Here is a 25,794-nt window from a genome sequence, read left to right as displayed (position 1 = left end):
CAACTAGATGATGTTGCTGTCGACTTGTTTCACATCACAGAGAAAGTGAAGTGAATACATGTGCTAAGTGATAAAAATGAGAAATAAAATCCTATTATTTGTTGTTATATGTATGCTCGGACTAACATTCCTCCTTACAACTCCATCCCAGACTGCATTGCTTTTTTATAAAGAAAATACATCCAATATAGAAGCATTTCTACCGCTAGAACCTGGAGATTGCTTTACTATTATATTTACACATTCTATTCATCTAACAGATGTCGAGGAAAAATACATGATTACAAACGAAATGGAAATCGTTCAAACAGATATGATCTATGAGCAATTTGGAATCGGAATGCCATCTAATGCGGAAGGCCAAGCGACATTTGACTATCAAAATGGGACATACCATTTATCTAATTTAAATCAACACTTTGAACATATGAAAATTCGTAATGGAAAAACAGTCTCAAACCATCGTCTCCAATGGTACAAAGATAACCATACACATATGGTACATTTCAATGACTATTTTGCCCCTGGCGACTGGTTTACTGTCAAAGTAGAGAAATTATCCTTTCTCCAATACCTGAAAGGAGTGAGAATTGATGCCGACCAATCATCATGATCGTACCCAATTAACAGAAGTAGAACAACAAGTATTATTAGAAAAATACGATACAGAAGCAAGTAAAAGTCATTTCACTGGGAAGCTCGGATGGCTTGTCTTCATTATTTTAGTAGCATTCTCTTTCTTTCATCTCTATACAGGTTTTTTCGGATCATATACTGCTTATATTCAACGCACTGTCCATCTAGGCTTCGCGTTAACACTTATTTTTATGTTATTTCCTATAAAAAAGGGAATCAAAAAGACTTCTATTCCATGGTATGATTGGATATTCATTTGCCTATCTATTATGGTGACATCCTATTGGCCATTATTTTATGAAACGTTAGTACAACAAATCGGTGGCATTCATCTTGGTCAAGCTATTATTGGGGCTATAGCCATTCTACTTGTTCTAGAAGCCGCTCGCCGTGCAGTAGGGTTACCAATTGTCATCATTGCATCCGCATTTTTGATGTATGCTTTATTTGGTCCTTATATGCCAGGAATGTTCGTGCATCGTGGGCTTAGTTTACAACAATTAATCGACTCTATGTTTTTCACTACAGAAGGAATTCTTGGTACCCCTCTTCAAGTCTCGTCTACTTATATCTTTTTGTTTCTATTATTCGGTGCATTTCTTGTACAAACTGGTGTCGGATTATATTTTAATGATTTAGCATTGGCCATTGCTGGTCACCGAATTGGTGGACCTGCAAAAGTAGCGATATTCTCTAGTGCACTCAATGGAACGATATCAGGAAGCTCTGTCGCAAATACCGTTACATCAGGTTCTTATACCATTCCTATGATGAGACGCCTAGGTTATAAGCGGAACTTTGCAGGAGCAGTAGAAGCAGCAGCATCAACTGGTGGGCAAATTATGCCTCCAATAATGGGTGCGGCAGCATTTTTGATGATTGAATTTGCTGGTAAACCTTATTGGGAAATCGCCAAGGCGGCTGTCATACCTTCCTTGCTCTTCTTTACAGGAATTTGGGTGATGACGCACTTTGAAGCAAAACGACTTGGTCTCGTTGGTCTATCTCGAGACGAACTACCAGAGAAAAAAAGAGTATATAAGAAGCTATATCTTTTACTTCCTATTATTGTTATCATCTTTTTCCTGTTCCATGGTTTTAGTATCGAAAGAACGGCTATATATGGCATACTTACCGCTATTCTTGTTAGCCTTCTTTCAAAAGAAACTAATATTTTATTAAATAACAAAGGAAAACTATCATTAGACAAATTATCCAAAGCGTTAACAGATGGCGCACGAACTGCATTAGGTGTTGCCGCAGCCACAGCAAGTGCAGGGATTATTGTTGGTGTAGTGACAAAGACAGGACTTGGCTTAAAGCTCGGGAATGGGCTTGTAGACATGGCTGCAACGATGACAAGTAACCCAACTATATTAATTTTACTCACATTATTCTTCACAATGATTACATCTATTTTACTTGGAATGGGATCGCCTACCACGGCTAACTATATAATTACGTCAACTGTCGCACTACCTGCAATTATGGCATTAAGTGATTCTTATGAATTATTCATTCCGGTACTTGCTGCACACATGTTTGTCTTTTTCTTTGGAATCGTTGCCGATATTACACCACCTGTCTCGCTCGCCGCATTCGCAGCAACAGGCATCTCCGGTGGTGAACCCATCCGAACCGGTTTTATTGCAACAAAACTTGCAATTGCCGCATTTATCATTCCATACATGTTCGTCTTTCAACCACAATTATTAATGATTGATGTAACTTTTACAGGCATAACATGGATTATTATTACTGCATTCGCAGGAATGATTGCAATAGGAGCTGGGTTAATCGGATTTTGGTATAGAAAGCTTCATTGGATAGAGCGACTAATCGCATGTATAACAGGCCTTTTGCTTATGTATCCAGAGGGCAATACAGATATCATTGGATGTCTTATCTTCGTCGTTCTAATCTCTATACAATTGTTCAGTAAAAATAATACCTGATTATAAAAAACAAGAATCCCCAAGTGCCTGTATCTTTAAGAGCACTTAGGGATTCTATTATTATAGATACTTTATTCATTTCCGAGTAATTCTTTTGAAAGCTTCACTACGTATGCTAATTTATTCCATTGTTCTTCTTCTGTCAAAATATTTCCGTGATGCGTAGAAGCAAATCCACATTGTGGGCTTAAGCAGATTTTGTCTTTCGACACGAATTGACTCGCTTCTTCTATACGTGCTTGAATCAATTCTTTGTCCTCTAGTTCACCGAATTTTGATGTGAATAATCCTAATACAACATGTGGTCCATCTTCTTTTGCAATATGACGTAATGGCTGGAAATCACCCGAACGATCATCATCATATTCTAAGAAGAATCCATCTACTTTTTCTTTTGCAAAAAGTGTCGGTGCGATATGTGCATAACTTCCTTCAAATGCCCATGTCGAACGATAGTTACCTCTGCAAAGGTGTGTTGTAATAATTAAGTCTTCCGGCTTATCCTCTAATACACTGTTCACAACATGTAACGATAAATCAATTAATTCTTGTCTCGATAAATTTTCAAATGCAAACAATTGCTCTGCATTTAATCCTGCAATATACACATCATCAAATTGCAGATAACGACAGCCTGCATCATAGAATGCTTTTACTACATCACGATATGTATCAATCACATCTTGTGTATAATCTTCTAAGTTTGGATACACTTCTTGGTTACGAATACCTGCATGGAACAGTTGGTTAGGACTTGGTATCGTTTGTTTCGCTACTGCACGGTCTCCAACAATTTCTTTAAATTCAATGAAATCTTTAATGAATGGATGATTTGCATTAAACGAAACTTTACCAATATTTCGTACATCATATCTTTCAGTCTCCACACCATGAAATTGAAGTCCTTTTTCCGGAACATATCCTTCAAATCCATTCAAGTGCTCCATAAAGTCAAGATGCCACCATCCACGACGAAATTCGCCATCTGTTACTAACTCTAGCCCTACTTCAATCTGTTTATCTACAATTCTTTCAATCTCTTTTGTTTGTACTGCACGTAACTCTTCATAGGATATTTTACCTGCCTTGAAATTCTCATTTGCTTCTTTTAAACTCTCTGGTCGTAATAAACTTCCCACATGGTCTGCTTTAAATGGTGCTTTAATTATTGTTTTTGTCATAGTTAATCAATCCTCTCTATTTTTTGTTTTAAGGTATTATTGCAAAAGAACGCACTGGAAACCCAGTTGCCTTTTCTGGTTTTGCTACTATATTAAATATAATACCGCCTTTTGGAGGTAGTTTATCTAAATTTGTTAATAACTCCACTTGATATGTATCTTGCTCAAGTACATAATATTCGCCAATTAACGATCCGTTTGCTCTTGCATCCTTTGCAGAGTCTGTATCAAACGTTTCATGACCAATTGCTTTCACGTTTCTCTCTTCGAAGAGATATTTCAATGCATCCAATCCCCATCCAGGAGCATGTGCATTACCGTCTGTATCTTTATTCTCGAATTTCTCCACATCTGGCCATCGTTTGCTCCAATCTGTTCTTAATGCAACAAATGTACCTTCTTCTATTTGTCCATATTCTTCTTCAAACAATTGAATATCATGGACTGTTACCGTATAGTCATGGTTTTCTGCTGCTTCTTTGGATTTATCAATCACAACAAGAGGTAATACTAACTCTTTTAATTCCAATTCTTCTAGCCAACGTTGATTCGGCACAAAATGAATCGGTGCATCTATATGTGTTCCATATTGTCCTGCAAACGAAAATTGTTGTACAAAGAAGCCATCTTCATGCGTAAATAATGGGTTAATCTCTGCTTTGGGCAATGCAAAAAAATGTGGTGAATCAGGCCCAAACGTGTGTGTTAAGTCAATCCATTGCTTACTTTTCAATTTTTGCAAAGCATCTAATAATTCTTGTTGGTTACCTTGTATCGTCATTCTTCTCCCCCCTTCACATGCTAAAGTGTATAGGACACTTACCGTGAATTCTGTCTGTATACTTTATTTTTTTTTAAAAACCAAAAAACCCTTTTCTAAATAAGAAAAGGGGCAAAATGTCAGCTACAATCTGTCTCTCTTCTTATCTTCAAGCATTACACTTCTGGAATTGGCACGGTACATACAGATAGTCCGTTGCCGAGGCTTCAAAGGGCCAGTCCCTCCACCTCTCTTGATAGGAAATTTATGGTATTTAATTTAAATATTAGAATACACCTAACTATGGCATGATGTCAAGTATCATTTTTTTGACTAATCCAATTATTTAGCTAATTTAATACTTTGGCCTAGTTCTGCAGATTGATTTGCAGCAATTGCTACTTGTTGTGTTTTCCATGCATCTTCATATGTTGATAAAATCTGTGAGGAGTCAGACGTTCTAACCGCATGAATAAATGCTTGTGATTCTTTTTCATATGGTGAGACAGATGAGTCATTAGAATAGTCTCTTATCTCATCCTGATTAACTTCCTGCAAACCTTGTTGATTAAGACGTAAAATGCCACGATCTGTATAAACATCAAGTCCATTCTGATAATCTATTGGTAATATACAGGTGTTATGGATAGTAACAATAGCACCACTACTCATCTTTAGCGTGACAGTGCCTACATCAGATACATTTATTTCAGCCTTAGCTGGTTGCATTCGTTTGGCGAAATCCGCTCTGACTTCTTCCACTTCACCTAATACATATCTAACTAAATCGACAATATGTGTGGTTTGCTCTACAAATTGGCCTCCTGATGTCTCATTTTTTCTCCACCAACTCACCTCAGGCATTGTACCCATCCAATAACCGATTGCCATACCAATTGTACAATCTTGTAATAATTCTTTTGCCTTCCTTGTTCCATGTAAATATCTAAAGTGGTAACCGACAGATGTCAATAATTGCTTCTCTTTTATCTTGTTAAGTATCGTTGTAGGTATTTCTATATTTGTCGATAATGGTTTTTCCACAAAAAATGGTATACCTCTCTCTACCAACAATTCTTCTATTTCGCCGTGTGCAAACGGTGGTACACAAATATAAGCAGCATCAATCTGTTCATTATCTAACATTTTCGTCAATTCATTATATGCTTTCGCCTGCGGATAGTCTTTAGCTATTTGCTCTGCTTTTTCTAGAGATCTACCACAAACGCCACGTATCACGACATCTTCCATCTCATTTACGATAGATGCATGTAATCTAGCAAAAGAACCTGTACCAATTATTCCAATATGTATTGTCATGTAATCTCTCCTCTTTGTCAGCGATTAATTACTTTCTCCAAAACGTCGTACAATCCACCTTATCTATTATGTTAAACGTTATCATTTTATCTAGCAAGGAATAATCTACCTTAGCAGTCCATAGGATACGGATGAGTTTCTTTGTTTTGTAAGAAATTATTAAATTTCTCCATTTTCTCCCTCTTTGCTATTTTACTAATGTAAGAGAGTGAAGTATCGCTTACATTAGTACTGATGTTGTAAAAAATAATAGAAAGTGAAACGTATTAGTCTCACTTCCTATCTTCCGTTTTCTTATATGCTATTATTTCACAAAAACAGGTAATTTCTCTAAGAAAATGAAGTCTTCTCGGTTTGCCGCATCTCCTTCTGCAAGAATTGCTGCTTTCGCTACTACTTCAGCACCTGCTTCTTGTACAAGTTCTTCTAGAGCTTGTATAGATTCACCCGTGCTAATCACATCATCGACTAAAGCGACTTTTTTTCCTTGTAATACTTTCGCATCTTTTCCATCTAAACAAAGAATCTGTTCACTAGTTGTTGTAATCGAGTTCACTTTATGAACAATCGGATTCTCCATATATGCTTTCACACTTTTACGTGCGATGATATATTCCTTTTTGCCAATTACTCTGGTTAATTCGTGTATTAATGGAATTCCTTTTGCTTCTGCTGTCACAATGTAATCTACTTCAGGCAATTTCTCGGCTAATAACGGAGCCACGTGACACACGAGTTCTGTATCTCCTAGAATAACAAAACTAGCAATACTTAAATGATCGTTAATTGGAATGATTGGTAATTTTCGTTCAAGACCTTCAATAGTTAGTGTATATACTTCTGTCATGATGCTCCCCCTTGTTTAAAATCCTAATAGATTCATTAGAAATTGTATTACTACACCTGATAACATACCAACAAATGGATCTGTTATTGCTGTGACAACCATAGTAATAGCTCCAATAATTCCTTCTGAACCTTCACCTGTAGTTAATGCCGCAGCTGCATTTCCTGGTAGTGTTACAATCGCACCTAATACGAATAAAAAACCAGCAATAGAAGCTGTCGGAATAAATTTACCGATTTTAGGTAGTAATTTAAGTAGTAAGATAATCGCCATAATTGCCATCATTAATACTCCAGACCAGACTGGATTTGGTGCACTAGCGGTAGCAGAAATAACGACTTCCACTGGACCTCCACCAAAAAAGGATGATGCCATATCAGCCAAACTACTAATCATTGCAAGTGTATCCACATTTACATCTTTACCAGCAATATCACTATTTATGTTTCCAAAGGCTATATTTGCACCAATATTAAGACAAACCATTGCTAATGCCCCTCGGATAACCATTGGATTAATAACAAACCTCGTCCGCTTAAAACGGTCGTCTACAAATGGTTTCTTCGCATCCTTATCAGTATCTTTGCGAACAAAGAATGCGACAATACTAGATAAGACAACAGATATAGTAATCGTATAAACTAAATCTTGTGTAGCAATATACGTAATTAATCCAGTGATAAAGGAAACAATTCCTGGTGTCTTATCATCTTTTGCCATGTCCCAAGCGACTTTCGTCAACATGATTCCAACACCAGCCATCATACCGTTAGTAATTACCGGACCAATCCATTCCATTATCCATTCTAACGCTCCGAATGCGCCAATAATGAACATGATAAGAGCCCCAAAGAAAATCATCGATAATCTTTCACGTAAATTTTTCCCCATTGCACCTGCTACTGTAATCGTTTCAGCTTGGAAAGATATAACGGCAACAGATCCTGTGAAGCTATTTCCTAAAGCTCCCACAAGAAAGGCCATCGCAGTCGGAACAGACGCAAAGCCAAAGGCAAGTGCTAGTAGCCCTTGCGGCAATCCATTTAACACACCACTAAGTGCAGCTAAAATATCTTTTAATATTTCCATCCTTCTCCTACCTTTCTGTTTCTACGGAGCAATATCAATACACTATGCTACAGAAATAGGAGATTATCAGAGAGTAGACGTCTGTTAAATTCAATGTAAATACACTCGCCACTTTGTAAAGAAGCTTTTTTTAGACAAACGTACACTATATTTCTGATACAGTTCCATTTATAGATAATTAATCAAATAATTTCAAAATCAATTAAAAAACGCCTATGATTGCCATAGACGTTGTATTATTTCATATGTTACAAAAAATAGAATGTTTCTAACATCCTACGTCCATAGTAGAGCAATTATCGGTTGCTCCGTAGAAACTCCCAGACCATATTACTAGGATTATACGATATTTTATTTACCTAAAGTAATGTACCACACTATATGAAAAGTGGCAAGAGGAAGAATTTGGCGTCAATATTCAGTGAGTACATTACTTTTTTAGTTACAGAAGTATGTCTTACATATAATAACAATCAAAGTAATTCCACATCTTATATCTGTTCTTGTTTATTTATTCCTGCCCATATTATTGCTGGTACAATAAGAATAGCAAGTAAAGATGTCGCAATAGAAAGTATTGCAAAATTAGTATAAGCTACAATTACGCCAGAAATACCTCCACCGATTGCACCTGAAAAAGCAATCCACACATCTACCATCCCTTGTGTCTTCGCTCTTGTAGTTGTAGAAGTTGAATCAACTAGAATGGCTGTACCACTAATTAGGCCAAAATTCCAGCCTATCCCTAATAAAAGAAGTGCAATAGTAATAGATCCAATAGAGTCAATCGAACCGAAAGCCGCTAGCCCTCCTGCTATAAGAAGTGTCACTACGGAAGCATACGCCATTTTGGCACGTCCCACTCTATCGACAAGTACACCCGTTACTAATGATGGTAGATACATTCCGATGATATGCAGACCAATTACGAATCCAACCGCATGTAATGCATGATGATGGTTACCCATAAATATTGGTGTCATTGTCATAATTGCCACCATCACAAACTGTGTGGTAATCATGACAATGGCCCCTGCTATGATACCTCGACGATTGCTAAAATCTGAATTTGTTAATCCTTCATTATTATGTACATCAACTAATTTCTTCTCATTTTCGGCGATGGCTTTTGCGACAATAAATGGGTCTGGTCGAAGAAAAATAAATAAGACTACACCAGCAACAATATAAGCGCATGCTGCTAATATAAAAGGTCCAGCTAAGGCAGGAATCCCCATACCCGTAGCAACCTCTCCCATCACATCCACTAAATTAGGTCCCGCAACCGCTCCAAAAGTCGTAGATACAAGCGCTAGACTAATAGCCTTTGCTCTTTGTTTCGCATTGGCTAAATCTGTACCTGCATATCGAGCTAGTAAATTTGTCGCTGATCCCGCGCCATAAATAAATAGTGCTAAGAAAAGTAATACGATATTTTCAATCATCGCAGCAAGCACAACACCAATTGCTCCGAGGCCACCAACAAGGAACCCTGATGCTAATCCTGAACGTCTTCCAAATTGGTTAGATATTTTCCCTATGAGTAATGCCGCTCCTGCTGATCCGAAAGTAAACAATGCTGTTGGTAGTCCTGATACACTATCTGTTCCTAGTATATCTTTTGCTAATAGAGCACCTACAGTAATACCCGCCGCAAGACCTGCCCCACCAAAAATTTGGGACAAGATAACAATAATCAATGTCTTTTTGTACAATTTTTGTTGTTTTTCTTCTGAATCCATATATTCTTGATATTTCTCTGTCATTGCATCTACTCCTTCTTATTTTTTTCATACAATACTGCAATTATATTAATTTAATATATCAAATATCACGAAAATTAATCCAATGGCGACTTGAGTATATCATAGGACAAACGTATCCTATCTCGACACCATATACCATTTTCAAAAATCTTATCCTCATAGTGTCGAGTAAAATAATCACTTTCCACACCAATAATTCTAAAACCGCATTTTTGATAGAAAGCTAATTGCTCTATACTTGAATTCCCTGTTCCTACTTCAATCGTGTTATAACCCTTATTTTTTGACTGACGAATTGCATCCTTAAGCAATTGCTTTCCAATCCCTCGACCTTGTTCATTCTCAGAAACAGCTATATTTACTAATTCAACTGTTCTTGGACTTATGGGTAGCAAGATATATACACCTATTATTTCTCCATTACTATCAGCTACATAACAAAATCCTTTGTTCAAATAGTTATCTACTAATTTTTGAGAAGGATCAGCGAGTAATAATAAATCTATAGGTGGTGCTTCATCAACATTCCATTCTCTAATTCTCATCGTAATTCTCCTCAAAGTAATATTTGGAACCATGACTGCCTTTGTCGATAGGCCTTCAACATTTCTTATTTCTCATATTGTTTAATTCTTGAATAATGATGGGTAACTCTTTTAAGTCTTCAATGACAAAATCTGCATCCACATGATCCCACTGTATATCTTTTTTCCATATTCCTAACATTCCTATATTTTTTGCACCTTTTATATCATTTTTAGGATGGTCGCCTACATACATACTTTCACTCGTAGAAACACCTAATTGTCTTAATGACTTATTAAATATTTCTGGGTTAGGCTTTTTTATCCCTTCATATTCGGAAACAAGTATTGTATCAAAGTATTTTTCAATCCCTAAAGATTTTATATTATCTATTTGGAATTGTCCTTTTCCATTTGTGATGATTCCTAATCGAATGGAAGCATCCTTTAAGGCTTCTAACATACCAATCAGATTGGGAAAAGGGATGCAGCTATTATGAAATTCCGCTACATAATCATCAAGTAGCATTTGCCAAGTTATCTTTCTAATAGTGTACTCTTCAACAAGTTGTTGATACACTTTATCCTTCCAAACATATCCTCGACAATCCAATGCTATAAATCTTGAAATATATTTTTCTTTAGGAATATGACCAAGCCATTCCTTCCATCTATCATATTGATTGTTGATAAACTTTAGTACTGAGGCATCTCTATCGAGTAAAGTGCCATCTAAATCAAATATAACTGCTTTGATCACATTACATATCCTCCCATATACGCTAGATAGTTTTAGTCCGAAAAGTATCCTGAATTTATATAATAATAGTTGTAAATCTAATTTATAGTTATAGCAGGATCACTTCTCCAGTCGAAGCATTCACACCATATCGACAATCCATTTTCCCACACAAAATATATTTTTGCTCTGTAATGTCATAAACATAATAAGGCTTTAGTTCAATGAAACCTTTCAATTTTTCATATGCTTCTTCTATTGTAATCGTTACTTGATCAGTGAGTTCGAATTGATCAAACGTTTCAAGTATCGGTTTACTATCCATATAATTCACAACCTGTAGACTATTCGAATCAATTATCACCTTCATTTTTCTTTGAAACAAACGATAATTTTGTATTTTGGTCTTTAATACAGCTTGGATATAACCTTTATCTCGATAAAGGAATTTTACTACCCAATGACCTGATTCATTTGGATACTCTTGTGCTAGTAAATTCCTAATTGCTAGTATACATTTGTCTTGTTCGATGTTTGTAATCGGTCGTGAATCTGGAGAAGGTTCCTTTGACAATACTTGTTCTATTGAAATATCTTCCGTCCAATTGATTTTGTTTCGTTTAAATGGTTTCTCAACTGATGCATGCCAATATAACGTTTCATCTAGCTTTTTTCCGTTATTTTCTACGGAATAATATTCAAAAGGTATCGTTGATATACCATCATTTTCTATAAATAATTCTTCAATAACATATATATAATCTAGCTTTTTCTGCTCATATATAGGATATTCTATCATTTTTAATTGTTCTCTTTTCACAAAGTCTAGATTACCTAAAGAAAGGGCATATTCTTCTTCCTCTACTTGTTCTCTGAAAGGAAATGAACCGTGTATAGAGAACAAGGTTAACTTTCCTTCTTGATTGATTTTAATATCAATATAGCCTGATGGCGCTATATCGACACCATTCATACAAGCTGTAAAAAGAAGTTCTCCTTTCTCTTCTTTTTTCAATTGAAAGTGTTCTTTATATATTAATCCTGTATGATTTTCAACCCATTTTATAATCTCTGCCTGATTATAATGAGTAAAGCTAATACCATCTACTGCATACGACTGATCATTTACAAAAATAATCCGTTCATATTGATGACTTTTTAAGTTGAAATTGATGGATGCTGTACCATCAGGAATTACATCTTCCTCTTCTTGTACCACATTCTCAGGAAACCACTCCATCGATAATCCATATACCGTCTCATTGAACATATTTACATTTCGATAAAAATGATATTCCTTTAAAAAATAATGATGTAGTCCAAATTTTTCTTTTGTTATATGAATAATCTCCTGTATTTTCTCATGCATCTCATTTGACCTTCTTTACTTCATATTCTGAAAATCCCGTGACTTCTATACGAATATTTCTTACTCATCCAAATTACTTTCCATATACATTCTAGCGCTAGTAGAAGCTATAAATTGAATACTATATGTATCTCCGATTTCTTGCTGTACTTTCTTCGTTAATGCTATACCTTTATGATTAAACTCATTCTCTAGTTCTATGCCGTTAGGAATGAATGCATCCACTTTCCAATCAATCCATTCCCCATATGTTGTAGACCACGACAATAATTCCTTCTTTAAATCAACTGAAATAGGTACTTCATTACTATCTATATTACACTTACATTTCTTACACCAAAATGGATCTTCCCCAACATCTCCTTCGATGATTAAGTCCTTTGTTCTTCCTTTCTTACAGCAACAATTCAATTATTCCCAATTCCCTTCTTTTATTAATTTTGTACCTCATATTCCAATATTAATTCTCTTAATTGATTCGCAGTTTCCGCTGATGTTACATAGATTTCCTCTTCTGCAATCATATACATTAGAATGCTCTTTTCATTTTCTCCTCCTAACCATAAATGAATCGCATGGCTAGGTAATTCGCCTTTATATTCCACTATTATATCGTAGTCAGGAATGGTATCAAGGACATTTGATGTTCTCTTCACTGCAGTTCTTATTGCTTTTTCATTACTTTAATCTCTAGTTTATTATTGATAGAAATTTCGTTAGAGTCACTTATTGACCCAATTCCATCAGAATCAAATATTCTAATTTCTTTCATTTCTCATTTACGAAATAAGTTCTTTATTTGTGTCACTTTGTTGTGATAATTCGAAAATTGCTTTGAGATGATAAAAGATTGACACAAAAACCGTCTAGGCAGTATACTGAATTGAAAATAATGGTAGGGGATTGGGCCACTTAATGAACATGATTCAGGAGGACTTATAATGTCATATTTGTACTTAGCACTTGCAATAATAGGAGAAATTATTGGATCTTCCCTATTAAAAGCATCAGAAGGATTTTCAAAATTATATCCCACAATAGGTGTGATTATCGCTTTTATAGGTTGCTTTTTCTTTTTATCTTTGTCTCTTAGAACGATTCCATTAAACACCGCATATGCATTATGGGCTGGATTAGGACTTGTTTTGACGACAATTATTTCCGTACTTATTTGGAAGGAAAAAATTAATATGGCAAGCATCGCAGGAATTGCACTTATTCTTGCAGGTGTTGTCATATTGAACCTATTTGGACCTGGCCATGGGGAAGCTAATCAGGAGAATGCAGAAACTATTGCAATGCAGAATACCCACAACCACACGTAGGGGATGTGGGTTTTCAAGTCCACAAAAAAGGAGCAGAAGAAAAAGGCATATCCTTCTCCTCTGCTCTAAAGGTTTGATTCATAGTTACTTTTACTCTCTCGTAATCACACCCAACAAACGAAAATCATATAAAAGTGAAATTATTTTATTGGTATCCATATTTTCTTAGAATAAGTAAGTAGTAATGTACATAAAGGGGATAGCAAATACTACATATAAAATATTTTTAGGCATAAACATATTATAAAAATAAAATATTATTGTTATCCAAGTGCCTACAATTAAAGATCCAAGTGCTTTTTCAATATTAAGAATACTCCTATCCTATCAAATTGTGTTAAAATTTGTAATCCTCTAGCTCATAGTAATCCCACATCTTAACAAATGGGAATGTCCCTTCAAGGACATACCAAAACAATGGTCCTGTTGTTTAATTGGTTCCATTTCAACCATGTATACAAGTTGCTAGATGGATTTTAACGGTACTTTCTATGTAATTGTAATAGACCCCCCTATCCACCATATTATAATAGTTCATTGCTGCGAACACTTGTTATATTGCTCTTCATTTCCTTTCCTATATAGCCTTAAGAAAAACCTTACAAATTTAAATTTGCTCCTTCTTTTTATAATATTGATTCACAACGTAGGGGATTAAATGCAGATTAAAAAGGATGTTTTTTATGTGAAGATTGCTTCAATCAAAGATTAAACTGATTGAATGAAATGGTGCGTATTCCATAAAACAGTGACTCGAATTAGCTTTTTTGTACACTTTCCACCCATTTCTTCTGTTCATAGAAAAAGATACATTAATTATTAGATTAAAATATATCTGATATGATAATCTAAATTTAATAACCTAAGGGGATGATAAAATGACTGAATGGGATGCTTCACTTTATGATAACAAGCACAATTTTGTTTCAACTTTCGGGGAAGACCTTGTTTCCTTATTAAATCCACAAAAGGGAGAACATATTTTAGACGTTGGTTGTGGTACGGGAGATTTAGCTTATGATATTTCAACAAAAGGGGCTTCTGTTACTGGCATTGATGCTGCACAATCTATGATTGACGTGGCAAAAGAAAAGTATCCTGATATCGATTTTAGCGTGCAAAATGGTGAGAATTTTTCTTTTAACCCTCATTTTCATGCAGTGTTCTCAAATGCTGCGATTCATTGGATGAAAAATCAGCAAAAGGTAATTCAAAATTGTTATGACGTTCTTCTTCCTGGTGGTCGTTTCATCGCAGAATTAGGTGGAGCAAATAATATACGATCGATTGTTAATGCCATAAAGGAGGCATCGAATCGCCTATCCATATTATATGATGTCACTTTATTTCCTTGGGTATTTCCAACAAAAGGAAAAGTAGAAGCATATCTTATCAACGCTGGTTTTAACGTAATTACAATCAAGCATTATGAGCGACCAACACCCTTAGTTGGAGAAGATGGGCTTCGAAACTGGCTTGAAATGTTCAGTAACAATATGTTCAAAAATCTTACAACTGAAGAAAAAGAAGCAATCTATAATGAATGTGAATGTATTTTACGTCCACAACTTTATAAAGAAAATAGTTGGATTGCTGATTATTGGCGTATTCGTTTCATTGCACAAAAACCTTAATACAAAACAGCTTAGATATTCTATATATCTAAGCTACTTTTATTTTTTATATCTAACGATACACAATTGTATAAATTTAGGGATTGGTAGTAAACTGGAACTAGTTTTTTTTATAAACAACTGTTAAACCTGATATACCCAGGCCTTGATAAGGATATCCGTTTATTATTCAGCCTTCTTTTTCTTCACAACAGAAGTTAATACTATTATGTTGATTATTAATATAATCTGTCTTTCAATTACTTAACTAATCATTTTAGAATGACTTTATTTATTCTAATAGATTATTTCCAGAGCAATTTAACTCATTCATTTTCTTTTTTTTCATAGTAATAAAGTTGCACAATTAAGTGTAACCTATCCAGTTAGGTCATTGATAGAATGATGGGGTATATGCATAAAGAAGTAGGATTAACCCAAGATAGTGAAACGTACTATCAATTCGATCTGAAAATGCCTGATGAAGCAGAGAAAAAAGGTTTTTGAATGGAAGAATGAATATAGATCACAAATAATGTCGAACAAGTCTATTAAACTTACATATATGCTATAATAAACACAACAATAGATTGACTTCATATGAGGGGTGGCGTACCGATTTACCCTTTCTTGGATGCTTATTCAGGAAAGGAGGTGACGCCTATGGATATCGAAAACGTTTTGACAATCATGATTTCGTTTTTGTCACTAATGATCTCTTTTGGGATGTTAGTTGCGTTTATCATGTCCAATAAAAATGATAAAAAATAATCCCTCATATGCTTTGCTCGGCTCTGAGGGATTATTCTCTTAAGTGTCCGCCCCTCTAATCAGGGTTCGGTCTATTGTAACCGTAGACGTGGGAGCGTCTGCGGTTTTTATTATGATATGACTCTTTATTTATATTATACCCGATTACAGGATTTTAAACAATCTTTACTTTTAGTATGACTTTGGTTGCTAAATACTTAATATTTTCACTAGTATTTATTTGTGTTTGAAGGGATTTATCTTAATCATTTTTCCTTTTAAGGTATGCAGTCTTTTTGTTTTATAATAAGTTATATAAATCCATAGCTGACACTCGATAGCTTCATTAATAGTGCTTTGTATTCCTTCTTGCTGCTCTTCACTTAGTGTCCCCCCACAATCAATCTCTTTCCTTTCCCAAATGTCCCCAATCCTTTACCACACCTAACTCCAACCCACTTTTACAAATAACGGTGCATAATTATTGTTTTTCCGTAATAGAGAAAAGACTGAAAGGAAATAGAAAAAAGAGCAGAGGAAAAAGGATATCCTTCTCTTCTGCTCTAAACCTTTATATATCAAGTTTTATTCGATGCGGAACCACTTCATTTTTCCCTCAAATCTTCTCCAAAGGTCTCTCTCAAATGCTCTTTCCTCTCCCATTCACGGAAAAACATTAATACTTTCGGAAAGAGATTAAGACTTATGGAAAAACATTAATTGTGGGTGACAACATAATCATCCCCTCAACTTCCAATCACTCCACAGTAACTGACTTAGCTAAGTTACGTGGTTTATCGACATCACAATCACGGTGTAATGCAGCATAATAAGATAACAACTGCATTGGAATCACACTTACTAATGGAGTCAGTAATTCATGTACTTGTGGTAATACGAATGCATCACTGTCTTTTTCTAAGCCCTTCATACTTACGACACAAGCATTTGCTCCACGTGCTACAACCTCTTGTACATTACCACGGATGGACAAATTAACATTTTCTTGCGTAGAGATTGCAACAACTGGTGTACCTTCTTCAATTAATGCAATGGTACCGTGTTTTAATTCCCCACCAGCAAATCCTTCTGCTTGAATGTATGAGATTTCTTTTAACTTTAATGCCGCTTCTTGTACTACATAATAGTCAATTCCACGACCGATAAAGAATGCATTGCGAGCTGTTTCGAACATTTCTTTTGCGATACGCTCGAATTCTTCTTTCTGATCTGTCAAAGTCTCCATTGCACTTGCAACAATACCTAACTCTTGTAATGGATCAAATGATAAATCCATTCCTTTTGCTCTTGCAGTATCTACAGCTAAGATTGCTAATACTGCAATTTGTGCAGTGTATGCTTTAGTTGAAGCAACTGCAATTTCAGGACCTGCATGTAAATGTAATGTATAATTTGCTTCACGAGAAAGGGTAGATCCTGGAACATTTGTAATTGTTAATGATTTGTGACCTAATGCCTTAGTTTGAACTAATACCGCTCTACTATCTGCTGTTTCACCACTTTGTGAAATATAGATAAATAGTGGTTTCTCAGAAAGTAATGGCATATTATAAGAAAATTCACTAGAAATGTGTACTTCTACAGGAATATTCGCTAAGCGCTCAATAAATTGCTTTCCAACAAGACCCGCATGGTAACTAGTACCTGCTGCAATAATGTAAATACGGTCTGCTTCTTTCATCGCTTGACGAATATCATCATCTAATTTAATCGTATCATCTTCTGCTTGGTATTCTTGAATGATTTTGCGAATAACAAATGGTTGTTCATCAATTTCTTTTAACATAAAGTGTGGGTACGTACCTTTTTCTGTATCTGATGCATCAATTTCTGCAACATATGCTTCTCTTTCGACTTTTGCACCATCTAACTTTTGGATTTCCACACTGTCTTTTTTCACGAGAACAATTTCTTTGTCTTCGATTTCAACATAACGGTCTGTTTCTCTTAATGTTGCCATCGCATCACTTGCTACTACATTAAAGTCTTCACCTAATCCGATTAAGAGTGGACTTTTATTCTTCGCTACATAGATGACATCTGGATTTTGTTGATCAATTAATGCAATCGCATATGAACCTTTTAATAAAGATAAACCTTTACGAAAAGCTTCTAATACATCATTTGTTTCTTTATACATTAGCTCAATTAATTGCACAACAATCTCTGTATCTGTTTCGCTCTTTAATGTCACACCTTGTAGATACTCATCGCGGATTTCATAATAGTTCTCAATCACACCATTATGAACTAAAGTAAAACGTTCTGAAGCACTTTGATGTGGGTGAGCATTCTCTTCACTTGGCTCTCCATGTGTTGCCCAGCGTGTATGACCGATCCCTACATTCGCCATGACAGATGCGTCTACTTTTTCACGTAAAACAGCAATACGTCCCTTAACTTTGAAGATATTCATTCCATCTTCATTTAATACAGCAATTCCCGCTGAATCGTATCCTCTATATTCTAACTTTTCTAGACCTGTTAATAATACTTCCTTCGAATCTCTTTGTCCTATAAATCCTACAATACCGCACATAGTGTTGTTTCCTCCTAATAGATAAGGGGCAAACAAACGAACCAACTCTTCTTTTGACGGGGCGTTATGCTTGCCCCTTTCTCGTTTTTTTTGATTACATCTTGTCATTATTCTTGTACAAAAAGTTGCCTTTCTTGTTTTCGAATAAAAACATAACGATTGAGATGTACAATCGGGAGGTATCCGCCGATCTGATTCGATAATCCTCCACCTCGTCAGCTTCCTTATGAAGCCCTGGCGCTTGTGTTACTTCAAATCTATTCGATGCCCCTTTCTATTTTTTGACTATGTCACATTTTTATCGTGACCAATACATTTTACTTGAAAAAGAACATTCATGCAACAATATTTGTAAAATGTCTTACTTTAAACATATGCAATCATGTAGAGATTGTGTGTAATCAAATAAAAAAAGAGAAGCTATCATTAGCTCCTCCTCTATATATTTTACTCTTCTATTCCAATTACTGCTTCGATGACTTTGACTACTTCATCTGTATATTTATTACAATCTTCTAATGTTGGTGCTTCTACCATTACTCTTACAAGTGGCTCTGTACCAGAAGGTCGAACAAGCACACGACCTTGATCACCCATATCGTTTTCTACTTTTTCAATTGTTTCTAATACTAATGGGTTTGTCATTACTTCATTCTTGTTCATTACTTTAATATTCTTTAATACTTGTGGGTATTTCTTCATTTCACTAGCTAATTCAGATAATTTCTTACCTGTTTCGCGCATGACATTTACTAATTGAATACCTGATAACATCCCGTCACCAGTTGTATTATAATCTAAGAAAATAATATGTCCGGATTGTTCTCCACCAAGGTTATAGCCACCTTTTCGCATTTCTTCCATAACATAGCGGTCACCTACTGCCGTTTTGTTACTTGTCATATTATTTGCTTCCACTGCTTTATAAAAACCGATGTTACTCATTACAGTAGATACAATGGTGGAGTGACGTAATTGATGTTTTTCATTCAAATATTTACCGATGATAAACATAATTTGGTCTCCGTCCACGATTTCTCCATTTTCATCTACTGCTATAAGACGATCCCCATCCCCATCAAAAGCAAGTCCAAGGTCTGCACCTTTTTCTACTACTAATGCTTGTAACTTCTCAGGGTGAGTCGATCCAAACCCATCATTAATATTCAGTCCATTAGGAGATGAACCAATTGTTGAGATATCTGCTTCTAAATCGGCAAATAAATGTGGTGCAAGACCAGATGTTGCGCCATGAGCACAATCCAAAGCGATATGTAACCCATCAAATTCATTATCAATGGATTCTTTTAAATATTGAAGGTATTTCTGTCCACCTTCAAAATAATCATTGATTTGACCAATTTCTGCACCAATTGGACGTGGTAAATGATCTTCTTCCTTATCTAGTAATGCTTCAATCTCTGCTTCTTGTTCATCTGATAACTTAAATCCATCTCCACCAAAGAACTTGATCCCATTATCTTCTACTGGGTTATGTGAAGCAGAAATCATAATTCCTGCTTGTGCATCCATTACTTTTGATAAATATGCTACACCTGGTGTAGAGATAACACCAAGACGCATGACTTCTGCTCCTATAGATAATAATCCTGCTGCAAGCGCGCCTTCCAACATATTACCGGATATTCTCGTATCACGACCGATTAATACTTTTGGTTTGCTTGTCTCTTTTGTTAACACATATCCGCCATAACGTCCTAATTTAAATGCTAATTCTGGTGTTAAATCTTGATTAGCTATCCCTCTAACACCATCTGTACCAAAATATTTACCCATTAATTATTCTCTCCTTCAATCCATATTCCAAGTTTATTCGATCTCTATTGTTGCTTCATTCAACTCTAAACTTACTTCAATGTTCTCTAGTACTTGCGCATCAGTCACATTCTTAATTGGCAATGTATATTGACCAGGGGTTGTACTATTTATTTCTACCGCCAGTTCCAAATCATCTTTTGTGATTTTCTCTAAGTCAGAAGGATATCCCTTTAGAGTTACATTTATAGACCCTGAAGAAGGATCTATAAATGTAGGATCTTCTTCCTCTGAAGTCGTTGCAATCGTTACACCTTCTAGTACTTTCTCTTCTATTTTTTCTACTTGTAATGTAACATTTACCGCGTTTGCAGATGCCTTTCTTACTTCATTCGGTAGGTTTAACTCTACTTCAACTGTACCACTTTCATTCACTTTACTTAAATCAATCGGTGCTGTCTTTATTTCTTTTAACTGTTCTAAATCAGCTTCTGATGCAAAAATTTGTACTTCTTCTTGTTCCAATTTCATTGATGTAATACGAATGCCTTCTGGAACTTCATTCTCTGTCTCTAATGAGATTGGAACATTTTTGTTTGGACTTTTCACATCCACAGTCATATCAACAGTAGGTGGATCAATTCTTACATTAAGTTCATTTCCTTGGTTATCGTATACTTTGACTGGAACATCATCAAGAGTTACCGATTCGTCGAAATCACTCACATCGACAAAAGCTTTCACAATTGCGATGCGATCAACAATACCTTTTGAACTCGTTACAGTTACTTTCTCAGGATCTACATATACATTTCCTACTTCAAATCCTGCCGCAATCTTATCTCGATTAATAATATCGATGCTTACAGAATGTTCTTCACTCGATTTCTCTTCTATAGACACTTCCACCTCTTGAGGTTCAATGTACATATTCAATTGATCACTAACTCCTGAATACTCCAATGGAACAATATGTGTCCCAACACCTAAATTCTCTAAATCAACAAACACTTCAAAATTGCGTTGCATTGCAGTTGCTGTTACCAAGCTGACAGATCCTTGTAAGGAAACCTTTACTGTCTCTGGTACTCCACTTACAACGAATTTCTCTGAATCAATTTCAGTACTTACTGGTATATCTTCTAATGTTCTTGTTTCATTGGATGTACCAAAGATAGAACCATAACCATCATCTTCATCAGTAAACTTCTCATCAAATGCTACGACAACAAACAATAACACTGCAAGTAGTAAAGAAATCAGTCGAATTGCCCATGGGTTTTCTAACCATTTGTTCATTTTTTCTTCCCCCTCCAATTCCAACCTTTTGGTGTAGAGGATTTAAATTTGGTTATCAATTCTTTCTCTAATAATTCAGCTAAACGATCAATTGTAATATCACGATACAATTCACCATTTCTAGTACATGAAATATTACCTGTCTCTTCAGATACGATGATAGTAATCGAATCTGTTACTTCACTTATACCTAATGCTGCTCTATGTCTTGTTCCTAGTTCTTTTGAGATAAATGGACTTTCAGATAATGGCAAATAACAAGCTGCCGCAACGATTTCATCTTTGTTTATAATAACAGCACCATCATGTAATGGTGTGTTCGGTATGAATATATTTGTTAATAATTGATTCGTTAATTTCCCATTGATAGGAATACCTGTGGAGATGAAGTCACCCATCGCCGTTTCTCTTTCAATCGTTATTAACGCACCAATTCTACGCTTCGCCATGTAATTACATGAATCTGTAATTGCTTTAATCGATTGATGAAAAATTTCATCCTCCGATGTAGAATTCCTTGAGAAAAAGCTTCCTCTTCCTAACTGCTCAAGTGCTCTTCTTAATTCAGGCTGGAACAAAATAATGATTCCGAGTGGTCCCCACATAATGACCTGCCAAATAATCATACGCACTGTAGCCAAATCTAACATAACACTTATAAGATAAAAGAATATAACAACGAAGATTCCTTTTAATAATTGTATCGCCTTCGTTCCTCTTATAAGCATTAACAACTTATAAAGGACATACCAGACAATAGCTATATCTACAAAGATCTTCAATATTTCTAACAAAGTCAAGTCACTACTAAACATACCAACACAACCTTCTGTCCATCTGAATCCTCTTCCTATTTTATAATTGTAGTAAGCATATTTATTATAGCATAAAGTGAAACTTATCAGAAAATTAACGTATGTAAAAAGACGACAAGCAACGGAGGAGCTATTCCTAAACGATACAAACAGAAGAAAGCGACCTAAATATTCTAAAGGTCACTTGTCTTCTTGTTATTCATCAAATACATCAAATACTTCTGCTGTCATTTCTTTAATCTTGTACCATAACCAGCTAAATACTTCGTCAACTTGCTTAATTTCACCTGTAACACTTCCTGCAGAAGCTGTGAGATGCTCTCCATTTATAATAATCACATCTCCTTCTACAGCCCCATCAACTCGCACATTTCCATTCTTCACTTCTAAATCCTCATGAATGATGATACCTTCTGGAACAATTACCGTGTCATTTTCTACAACTAAATTCATACCTTTAGGATACGTCAAGGCATGATCTTGATTCCATGTCGTTAGTAGACTACTTGACATAAAAATGAAAAATATTGCCGCAGCAGTTAACAATGGATGTACCCTAACCCAACGCTTCACTGTTGTTCGTTTTGTTTCTTTCGGTAGACCATTCATTACTTTCATTGTAAAATCTTGTGATGGTTGTAAATCTATATTCGCTGTTACTAATGCAACAGTTTGCTTCAATTCACGAAAATGTTGTTGGCAATCCTCACACGAATTCAAATGGGAGCGTAGTTTTTCTTCATCATTAGATGCCAGGTCACCATCTAAATATTGATGCATTAACTCTACTACTTCTTCATTACAGTTCATCTTACTCACACTCCTTTACACATTACGAAGCTTTTTACGTAAAGCCTCTCTTCCCCGATGAATTCTTGTTTTTACTGTACCTACAGGGATTTCCAATATTTCACTGATTTCTTTCAATGACAATTCATCGATGAATCGTAATGCAATAATACTACGGTACTTTGCTGGTAATGCCATGATTTCTTTTTGGATATAGCTCTGCGTCTCTAAGCTTTCGACTTCATCCTCTGGTAACCTATTATCATCAGGAATTTGCGAATACAGCGTTAATCCCTCTCCACCTTGAATCTCGGCATCAAGATAATAATCTGGTTTCTTTTTCCTCATTCGGTCAATAGCTAAATTTGTCGCAATTCGATACAACCATGTCGCAAATTTTCGATTTTCGTCATATGATTGTATGTTAATATATGCACGAATGAAGGCTTCTTGTGCAATATCCTCTGCTTCATGTTTATTACCGACCATACGAAAGCAAATTGCAAATACTTTTCCTTGAAAGTGTTCTACAATTTCTTCAAAGGCAGATTGGTCTCCCTTTTTTACTAATTTAATACTCTTTACTATTTTCTCTTCAATCATCTTTTATACCTCCGCTAAATTTGCGGTCATCTACTATACGAAACACCACAACATAAGGTTTCATTTATGTATCATTTATTTTTTAAAAAATATGGAGAAATAGAACAATTTCATACTCTTCATTTTGTCTGTGTATTTAGTCCATTTCATATGCAATTAGATGAAATACTATCTTTATTAATAATAATCATATGCAATATATAATTATAACAAGTTTTCTTGATTTTTTGTCTATATTTTGAAAAATTAACAGATTAAATTAGCATAGTTTCTATTTTCAGATTGATTTGGTATAATATGGATTTTGATAGTGTTTTTTAATAATATTGCAGAAATAGTATTTACGTATATTTTGGGATAAGACATTTACAAAACAAAGTAAAGTAAAGTATAACAAAAGTGGGCTATGAATGGACTAACAAGAGCTTTATTCTTTTGAAAGCGTGGAGGATTAGAGGAATTTTCAAATAAATATAGAATATATATACTAATTAAGAAAAAGGAGGGTTACAATAAGTAAACAGCTAAAAAGGTCATCTACAGACAAAGCATTAATGGGAGTTTGTGGAGGAATTGCGAATTTTTTGGGATTTCTTCATTTGTTACAAGATTAATTTTTTTCATATTCCAAGCACTAAGCGTAGTATATATAATCTTAGCATATTTCCTTCCAGAGGATAGATCATTGTAGAAAAGTAGAACAATTTGCGTAGACACTTAGTATCTTGGGTGTTGGAGCTAGATGCCATTATGTTAGCTCATTAAATTTTGTTCACAAGTGGCAATTTTATAGTTTTCCAAACAAAAAAAGGCATGTATAATACATACCTTTTAATATATGGAGCCTAGCGGGATCGAACCGCTGACCTCCTGCGTGCAAAGCAGGCGCTCTCCCAGCTGAGCTAAGGCCCCATGAAATGGTGAGCCATGGAGGATTCGAACCTCCGACCCTCTGATTAAAAGTCAGATGCTCTACCAACTGAGCTAATGGCTCTATTCATTTTTAAAATAAAAAAATGGCTGGGCTAGCTGGATTCGAACCAACGCATGACGGAACCAAAAACCGTTGCCTTACCGCTTGGCTATAGCCCAATAAAATAAGTGTATAAGCATAGTATATACACCAGATTAAAAAATATTCAATGGTGGAGGGAGTAGGACTCGAACCTACGAACCCGATGGGAACGGATTTACAGTCCGTCGCGTTTGGCCAACTTCGCTATCCCTCCAAATATTTCCCTGGTGCCGGCCAGAGGACTTGAACCCCCAACCTACTGATTACAAGTCAGTTGCTCTACCAATTGAGCTAGACCGGCAAATGGTGGAGGATGCAGGGCTCGAACCTGCGACCCCTTGCTTGTAAGGCAAGTGCTCTCCCAGCTGAGCTAATCCTCCGTTGTAAAAAGTATACAAGTGCATGCTTTGTAACAGAATGTTTTGAGCTTAGCACCTAATATAAGTAATGGTGACCCGTACGGGATTCGAACCCGTGTTACCGCCGTGAAAGGGCGGTGTCTTAACCGCTTGACCAACGGGCCTATATAAATAGACAATTTCCAGAGCTTCCAGCCGGACTTGAACCGGCGACCCCTTCCTTACCATGGAAGTGCTCTACCGAACTGAGCTATGGAAGCAAATGGCTCCACAGGTAGGATTCGAACCTACGACCGATCGGTTAACAGCCGATAGCTCTACCACTGAGCTACTGTGGAATAAAATAAATCATGCTTCACAAAGCTTACATATTAAAACTTTATGGCCTGGCAACGTCCAACTCTCGCAGGGGCAAGGCCCCAACTACCATAGGCGCTGGAGAGCTTAACTACTGTGTTCGGCATGGGAACAGGTGTGACCTCTCCGCTATCGTCACCAGACAACGGTATATATTATACCTTAAAAACTAGATAAGAAGAAAAACAAGATCAAACAAGAAAAGTTAGTTAAGTCCTCGATCGATTAGTATTCGTCAGCTGCACATATCACTATGCTTCCACCTCGAACCTATCTACCTCATCGTCTCTGAGGGATCTTACTCACTTACATGATGAGAAGTCTCATCTTGAGGGGGGCTTCATGCT

At 35.7% G+C, this 25,794-nt stretch carries 23 protein-coding genes, 9 tRNA genes, 2 rRNA genes and 2 riboswitches; of the genes, 5 read left to right on the top strand and 29 right to left on the bottom strand.

Annotated elements, in window-relative coordinates; genetic code table 11:
• Positions 1-76: 76 nt before the first annotated feature.
• Together ACFOZ1_RS00170 and ACFOZ1_RS00165 are read left to right on the top strand one after the other, a co-directional pair.
• Positions 77-613, top strand: coding sequence for a DUF1850 domain-containing protein (locus ACFOZ1_RS00170; protein ID WP_390194642.1), 537 nt, complete (start codon positions 77-79; stop codon positions 611-613).
• Entirely contained in the window at positions 594-2,591 is a 1,998-nt protein-coding gene (locus ACFOZ1_RS00165) for a TRAP transporter permease (RefSeq protein ID WP_390194641.1), read from the top strand. The genes ACFOZ1_RS00170 and ACFOZ1_RS00165 overlap by 20 nt, the downstream gene beginning before the upstream one ends.
• A gap of 71 nt (positions 2,592-2,662) precedes the next feature.
• Here the strand turns inward: ACFOZ1_RS00165 and ACFOZ1_RS00160 are convergent, their stop codons facing one another.
• From ACFOZ1_RS00160 to ACFOZ1_RS00110, 11 genes are all read right to left on the bottom strand, one after another.
• Positions 2,663-3,772, bottom strand: a complete 1,110-nt coding sequence (locus ACFOZ1_RS00160) for a 5-methyltetrahydropteroyltriglutamate--homocysteine S-methyltransferase (protein ID WP_390194639.1) — start codon at positions 3,770-3,772, stop codon at positions 2,663-2,665.
• A 28-nt stretch (positions 3,773-3,800) separates the two neighbouring features.
• The gene (locus ACFOZ1_RS00155) at positions 3,801-4,553 is read right to left on the bottom strand and encodes a cyclase family protein (protein WP_390194637.1); all 753 of its coding nucleotides are present in this window, start codon (positions 4,551-4,553) and stop codon (positions 3,801-3,803) included.
• A 139-nt stretch (positions 4,554-4,692) separates the two neighbouring features.
• A riboswitch (SAM riboswitch) is annotated at positions 4,693-4,795 on the bottom strand.
• A gap of 79 nt (positions 4,796-4,874) precedes the next feature.
• On the bottom strand, positions 4,875-5,852 hold the full coding sequence (locus ACFOZ1_RS00150) for a Gfo/Idh/MocA family protein (RefSeq protein WP_390194635.1): 978 nt from the start codon (positions 5,850-5,852) through the stop codon (positions 4,875-4,877).
• Between the two features lie 304 nt (positions 5,853-6,156).
• Positions 6,157-6,699: a phosphoribosyltransferase family protein gene (locus tag ACFOZ1_RS00145; RefSeq protein WP_390194633.1), complete on the bottom strand. Its 543-nt coding sequence runs from the start codon at positions 6,697-6,699 to the stop codon at positions 6,157-6,159.
• 15 nt (positions 6,700-6,714) lie between these two features.
• Positions 6,715-7,788, bottom strand: coding sequence for an NCS2 family permease (locus ACFOZ1_RS00140; protein ID WP_390194631.1), 1,074 nt, complete (start codon positions 7,786-7,788; stop codon positions 6,715-6,717).
• Positions 7,789-8,053: 265 nt separating this feature from the next.
• Positions 8,054-8,155, bottom strand: a riboswitch (purine riboswitch).
• 124 nt (positions 8,156-8,279) lie between these two features.
• Positions 8,280-9,554 carry an MFS transporter gene (locus ACFOZ1_RS00135; RefSeq protein WP_390194630.1) on the bottom strand — a complete coding sequence of 425 codons (1,275 nt, stop codon included), beginning with the start codon at positions 9,552-9,554 and terminating at the stop codon, positions 8,280-8,282.
• Positions 9,555-9,628: 74 nt separating this feature from the next.
• Positions 9,629-10,099, bottom strand: a complete 471-nt coding sequence (locus tag ACFOZ1_RS00130) for a GNAT family N-acetyltransferase (protein WP_390194628.1) — start codon at positions 10,097-10,099, stop codon at positions 9,629-9,631.
• A 55-nt stretch (positions 10,100-10,154) separates the two neighbouring features.
• The gene (locus tag ACFOZ1_RS00125) at positions 10,155-10,838 is read right to left on the bottom strand and encodes an HAD family hydrolase (RefSeq protein ID WP_390194626.1); all 684 of its coding nucleotides are present in this window, start codon (positions 10,836-10,838) and stop codon (positions 10,155-10,157) included.
• An 88-nt stretch (positions 10,839-10,926) separates the two neighbouring features.
• Positions 10,927-12,186 (bottom strand): hypothetical protein, encoded by a 1,260-nt coding sequence (locus ACFOZ1_RS00120; RefSeq protein WP_390194624.1) that lies wholly within the window; start codon positions 12,184-12,186, stop codon positions 10,927-10,929.
• A 60-nt stretch (positions 12,187-12,246) separates the two neighbouring features.
• The gene (locus ACFOZ1_RS00115; protein WP_390194623.1) at positions 12,247-12,597 is read right to left on the bottom strand and encodes a hypothetical protein; all 351 of its coding nucleotides are present in this window, start codon (positions 12,595-12,597) and stop codon (positions 12,247-12,249) included.
• A gap of 23 nt (positions 12,598-12,620) precedes the next feature.
• Positions 12,621-12,842, bottom strand: coding sequence for a YhfM domain-containing protein (locus ACFOZ1_RS00110; protein ID WP_390194621.1), 222 nt, complete (start codon positions 12,840-12,842; stop codon positions 12,621-12,623).
• A gap of 285 nt (positions 12,843-13,127) precedes the next feature.
• On the opposite strand from ACFOZ1_RS00110, the gene qacH reads away from it, so the two are divergent.
• Both qacH and ACFOZ1_RS00100 read left to right on the top strand, forming a co-directional pair.
• Positions 13,128-13,511, top strand: a complete 384-nt coding sequence (gene qacH / locus ACFOZ1_RS00105) for a quaternary ammonium compound efflux SMR transporter QacH (RefSeq protein WP_390194620.1) — start codon at positions 13,128-13,130, stop codon at positions 13,509-13,511.
• Between the two features lie 878 nt (positions 13,512-14,389).
• Positions 14,390-15,145, top strand: coding sequence for a class I SAM-dependent methyltransferase (locus ACFOZ1_RS00100; RefSeq protein WP_390194618.1), 756 nt, complete (start codon positions 14,390-14,392; stop codon positions 15,143-15,145).
• A gap of 966 nt (positions 15,146-16,111) precedes the next feature.
• Here the strand turns inward: ACFOZ1_RS00100 and ACFOZ1_RS00095 are convergent.
• From ACFOZ1_RS00095 to sigW, 7 genes are all read right to left on the bottom strand, one after another.
• Positions 16,112-16,279 (bottom strand): YolD-like family protein, encoded by a 168-nt coding sequence (locus ACFOZ1_RS00095; RefSeq protein ID WP_465253839.1) that lies wholly within the window; start codon positions 16,277-16,279, stop codon positions 16,112-16,114.
• Positions 16,280-16,631: 352 nt separating this feature from the next.
• On the bottom strand, positions 16,632-18,434 hold the full coding sequence (gene glmS / locus ACFOZ1_RS00090; RefSeq protein ID WP_390194616.1) for a glutamine--fructose-6-phosphate transaminase (isomerizing): 1,803 nt from the start codon (positions 18,432-18,434) through the stop codon (positions 16,632-16,634).
• A 447-nt stretch (positions 18,435-18,881) separates the two neighbouring features.
• Positions 18,882-20,231, bottom strand: coding sequence for a phosphoglucosamine mutase (gene glmM, locus ACFOZ1_RS00085; protein WP_390194614.1), 1,350 nt, complete (start codon positions 20,229-20,231; stop codon positions 18,882-18,884).
• Positions 20,232-20,264: 33 nt separating this feature from the next.
• Positions 20,265-21,509 carry a CdaR family protein gene (locus tag ACFOZ1_RS00080; protein WP_390194612.1) on the bottom strand — a complete coding sequence of 415 codons (1,245 nt, stop codon included), beginning with the start codon at positions 21,507-21,509 and terminating at the stop codon, positions 20,265-20,267.
• A complete protein-coding gene (gene cdaA, locus ACFOZ1_RS00075) occupies positions 21,506-22,324 on the bottom strand; it encodes a diadenylate cyclase CdaA (RefSeq protein ID WP_390194610.1) in 819 nt (272 codons plus the stop codon). The genes ACFOZ1_RS00080 and cdaA overlap by 4 nt, the downstream gene beginning before the upstream one ends.
• A 195-nt stretch (positions 22,325-22,519) precedes the next feature.
• Positions 22,520-23,134 (bottom strand): zf-HC2 domain-containing protein, encoded by a 615-nt coding sequence (locus ACFOZ1_RS00070; RefSeq protein WP_390194608.1) that lies wholly within the window; start codon positions 23,132-23,134, stop codon positions 22,520-22,522.
• A gap of 15 nt (positions 23,135-23,149) precedes the next feature.
• Complete coding sequence (sigW, locus tag ACFOZ1_RS00065; RefSeq protein ID WP_390194606.1) at positions 23,150-23,716, bottom strand: RNA polymerase sigma factor SigW; 567 nt, start codon at positions 23,714-23,716, stop codon at positions 23,150-23,152.
• A gap of 512 nt (positions 23,717-24,228) precedes the next feature.
• Here sigW and ACFOZ1_RS00060 point away from each other — a divergent pair.
• Positions 24,229-24,330: a PspC domain-containing protein gene (locus ACFOZ1_RS00060; RefSeq protein ID WP_390197993.1), complete on the top strand. Its 102-nt coding sequence runs from the start codon at positions 24,229-24,231 to the stop codon at positions 24,328-24,330.
• Positions 24,331-24,555: 225 nt separating this feature from the next.
• Here the strand turns inward: ACFOZ1_RS00060 and ACFOZ1_RS00055 are convergent.
• The 11 genes from ACFOZ1_RS00055 to ACFOZ1_RS00005 all read right to left on the bottom strand — a co-directional run.
• A tRNA-Ala gene (locus ACFOZ1_RS00055) sits at positions 24,556-24,628 on the bottom strand.
• A gap of 6 nt (positions 24,629-24,634) precedes the next feature.
• A tRNA-Lys gene (locus tag ACFOZ1_RS00050) sits at positions 24,635-24,710 on the bottom strand.
• A gap of 23 nt (positions 24,711-24,733) precedes the next feature.
• A tRNA-Gln gene (locus tag ACFOZ1_RS00045) sits at positions 24,734-24,808 on the bottom strand.
• Between the two features lie 51 nt (positions 24,809-24,859).
• A tRNA-Tyr gene (locus ACFOZ1_RS00040) sits at positions 24,860-24,945 on the bottom strand.
• A gap of 11 nt (positions 24,946-24,956) precedes the next feature.
• Positions 24,957-25,032, bottom strand: a tRNA-Thr gene (locus tag ACFOZ1_RS00035).
• A gap of 3 nt (positions 25,033-25,035) precedes the next feature.
• Positions 25,036-25,111, bottom strand: a tRNA-Val gene (locus ACFOZ1_RS00030).
• Positions 25,112-25,179: 68 nt separating this feature from the next.
• Positions 25,180-25,254 (bottom strand) — tRNA-Glu (locus tag ACFOZ1_RS00025).
• 22 nt (positions 25,255-25,276) lie between these two features.
• A tRNA-Thr gene (locus ACFOZ1_RS00020) sits at positions 25,277-25,350 on the bottom strand.
• Between the two features lie 3 nt (positions 25,351-25,353).
• Positions 25,354-25,428: transfer RNA gene (locus tag ACFOZ1_RS00015), tRNA-Asn, on the bottom strand.
• Between the two features lie 46 nt (positions 25,429-25,474).
• Positions 25,475-25,590 (bottom strand): 5S ribosomal RNA (gene rrf, locus ACFOZ1_RS00010).
• Between the two features lie 62 nt (positions 25,591-25,652).
• Positions 25,653-25,794 (bottom strand): 23S ribosomal RNA (locus ACFOZ1_RS00005); the annotation flags it as partial.

Origin of the sequence: Gracilibacillus marinus, assembly GCF_042651725.1 — a bacterium.
GTDB classification, from domain to species: Bacteria; Bacillota; Bacilli; order Bacillales; family Amphibacillaceae; genus Gracilibacillus; species Gracilibacillus marinus.
Note: the sequence above shows the minus strand (reverse complement) of the source record. Positions and strands in the feature narration are given on the sequence as shown.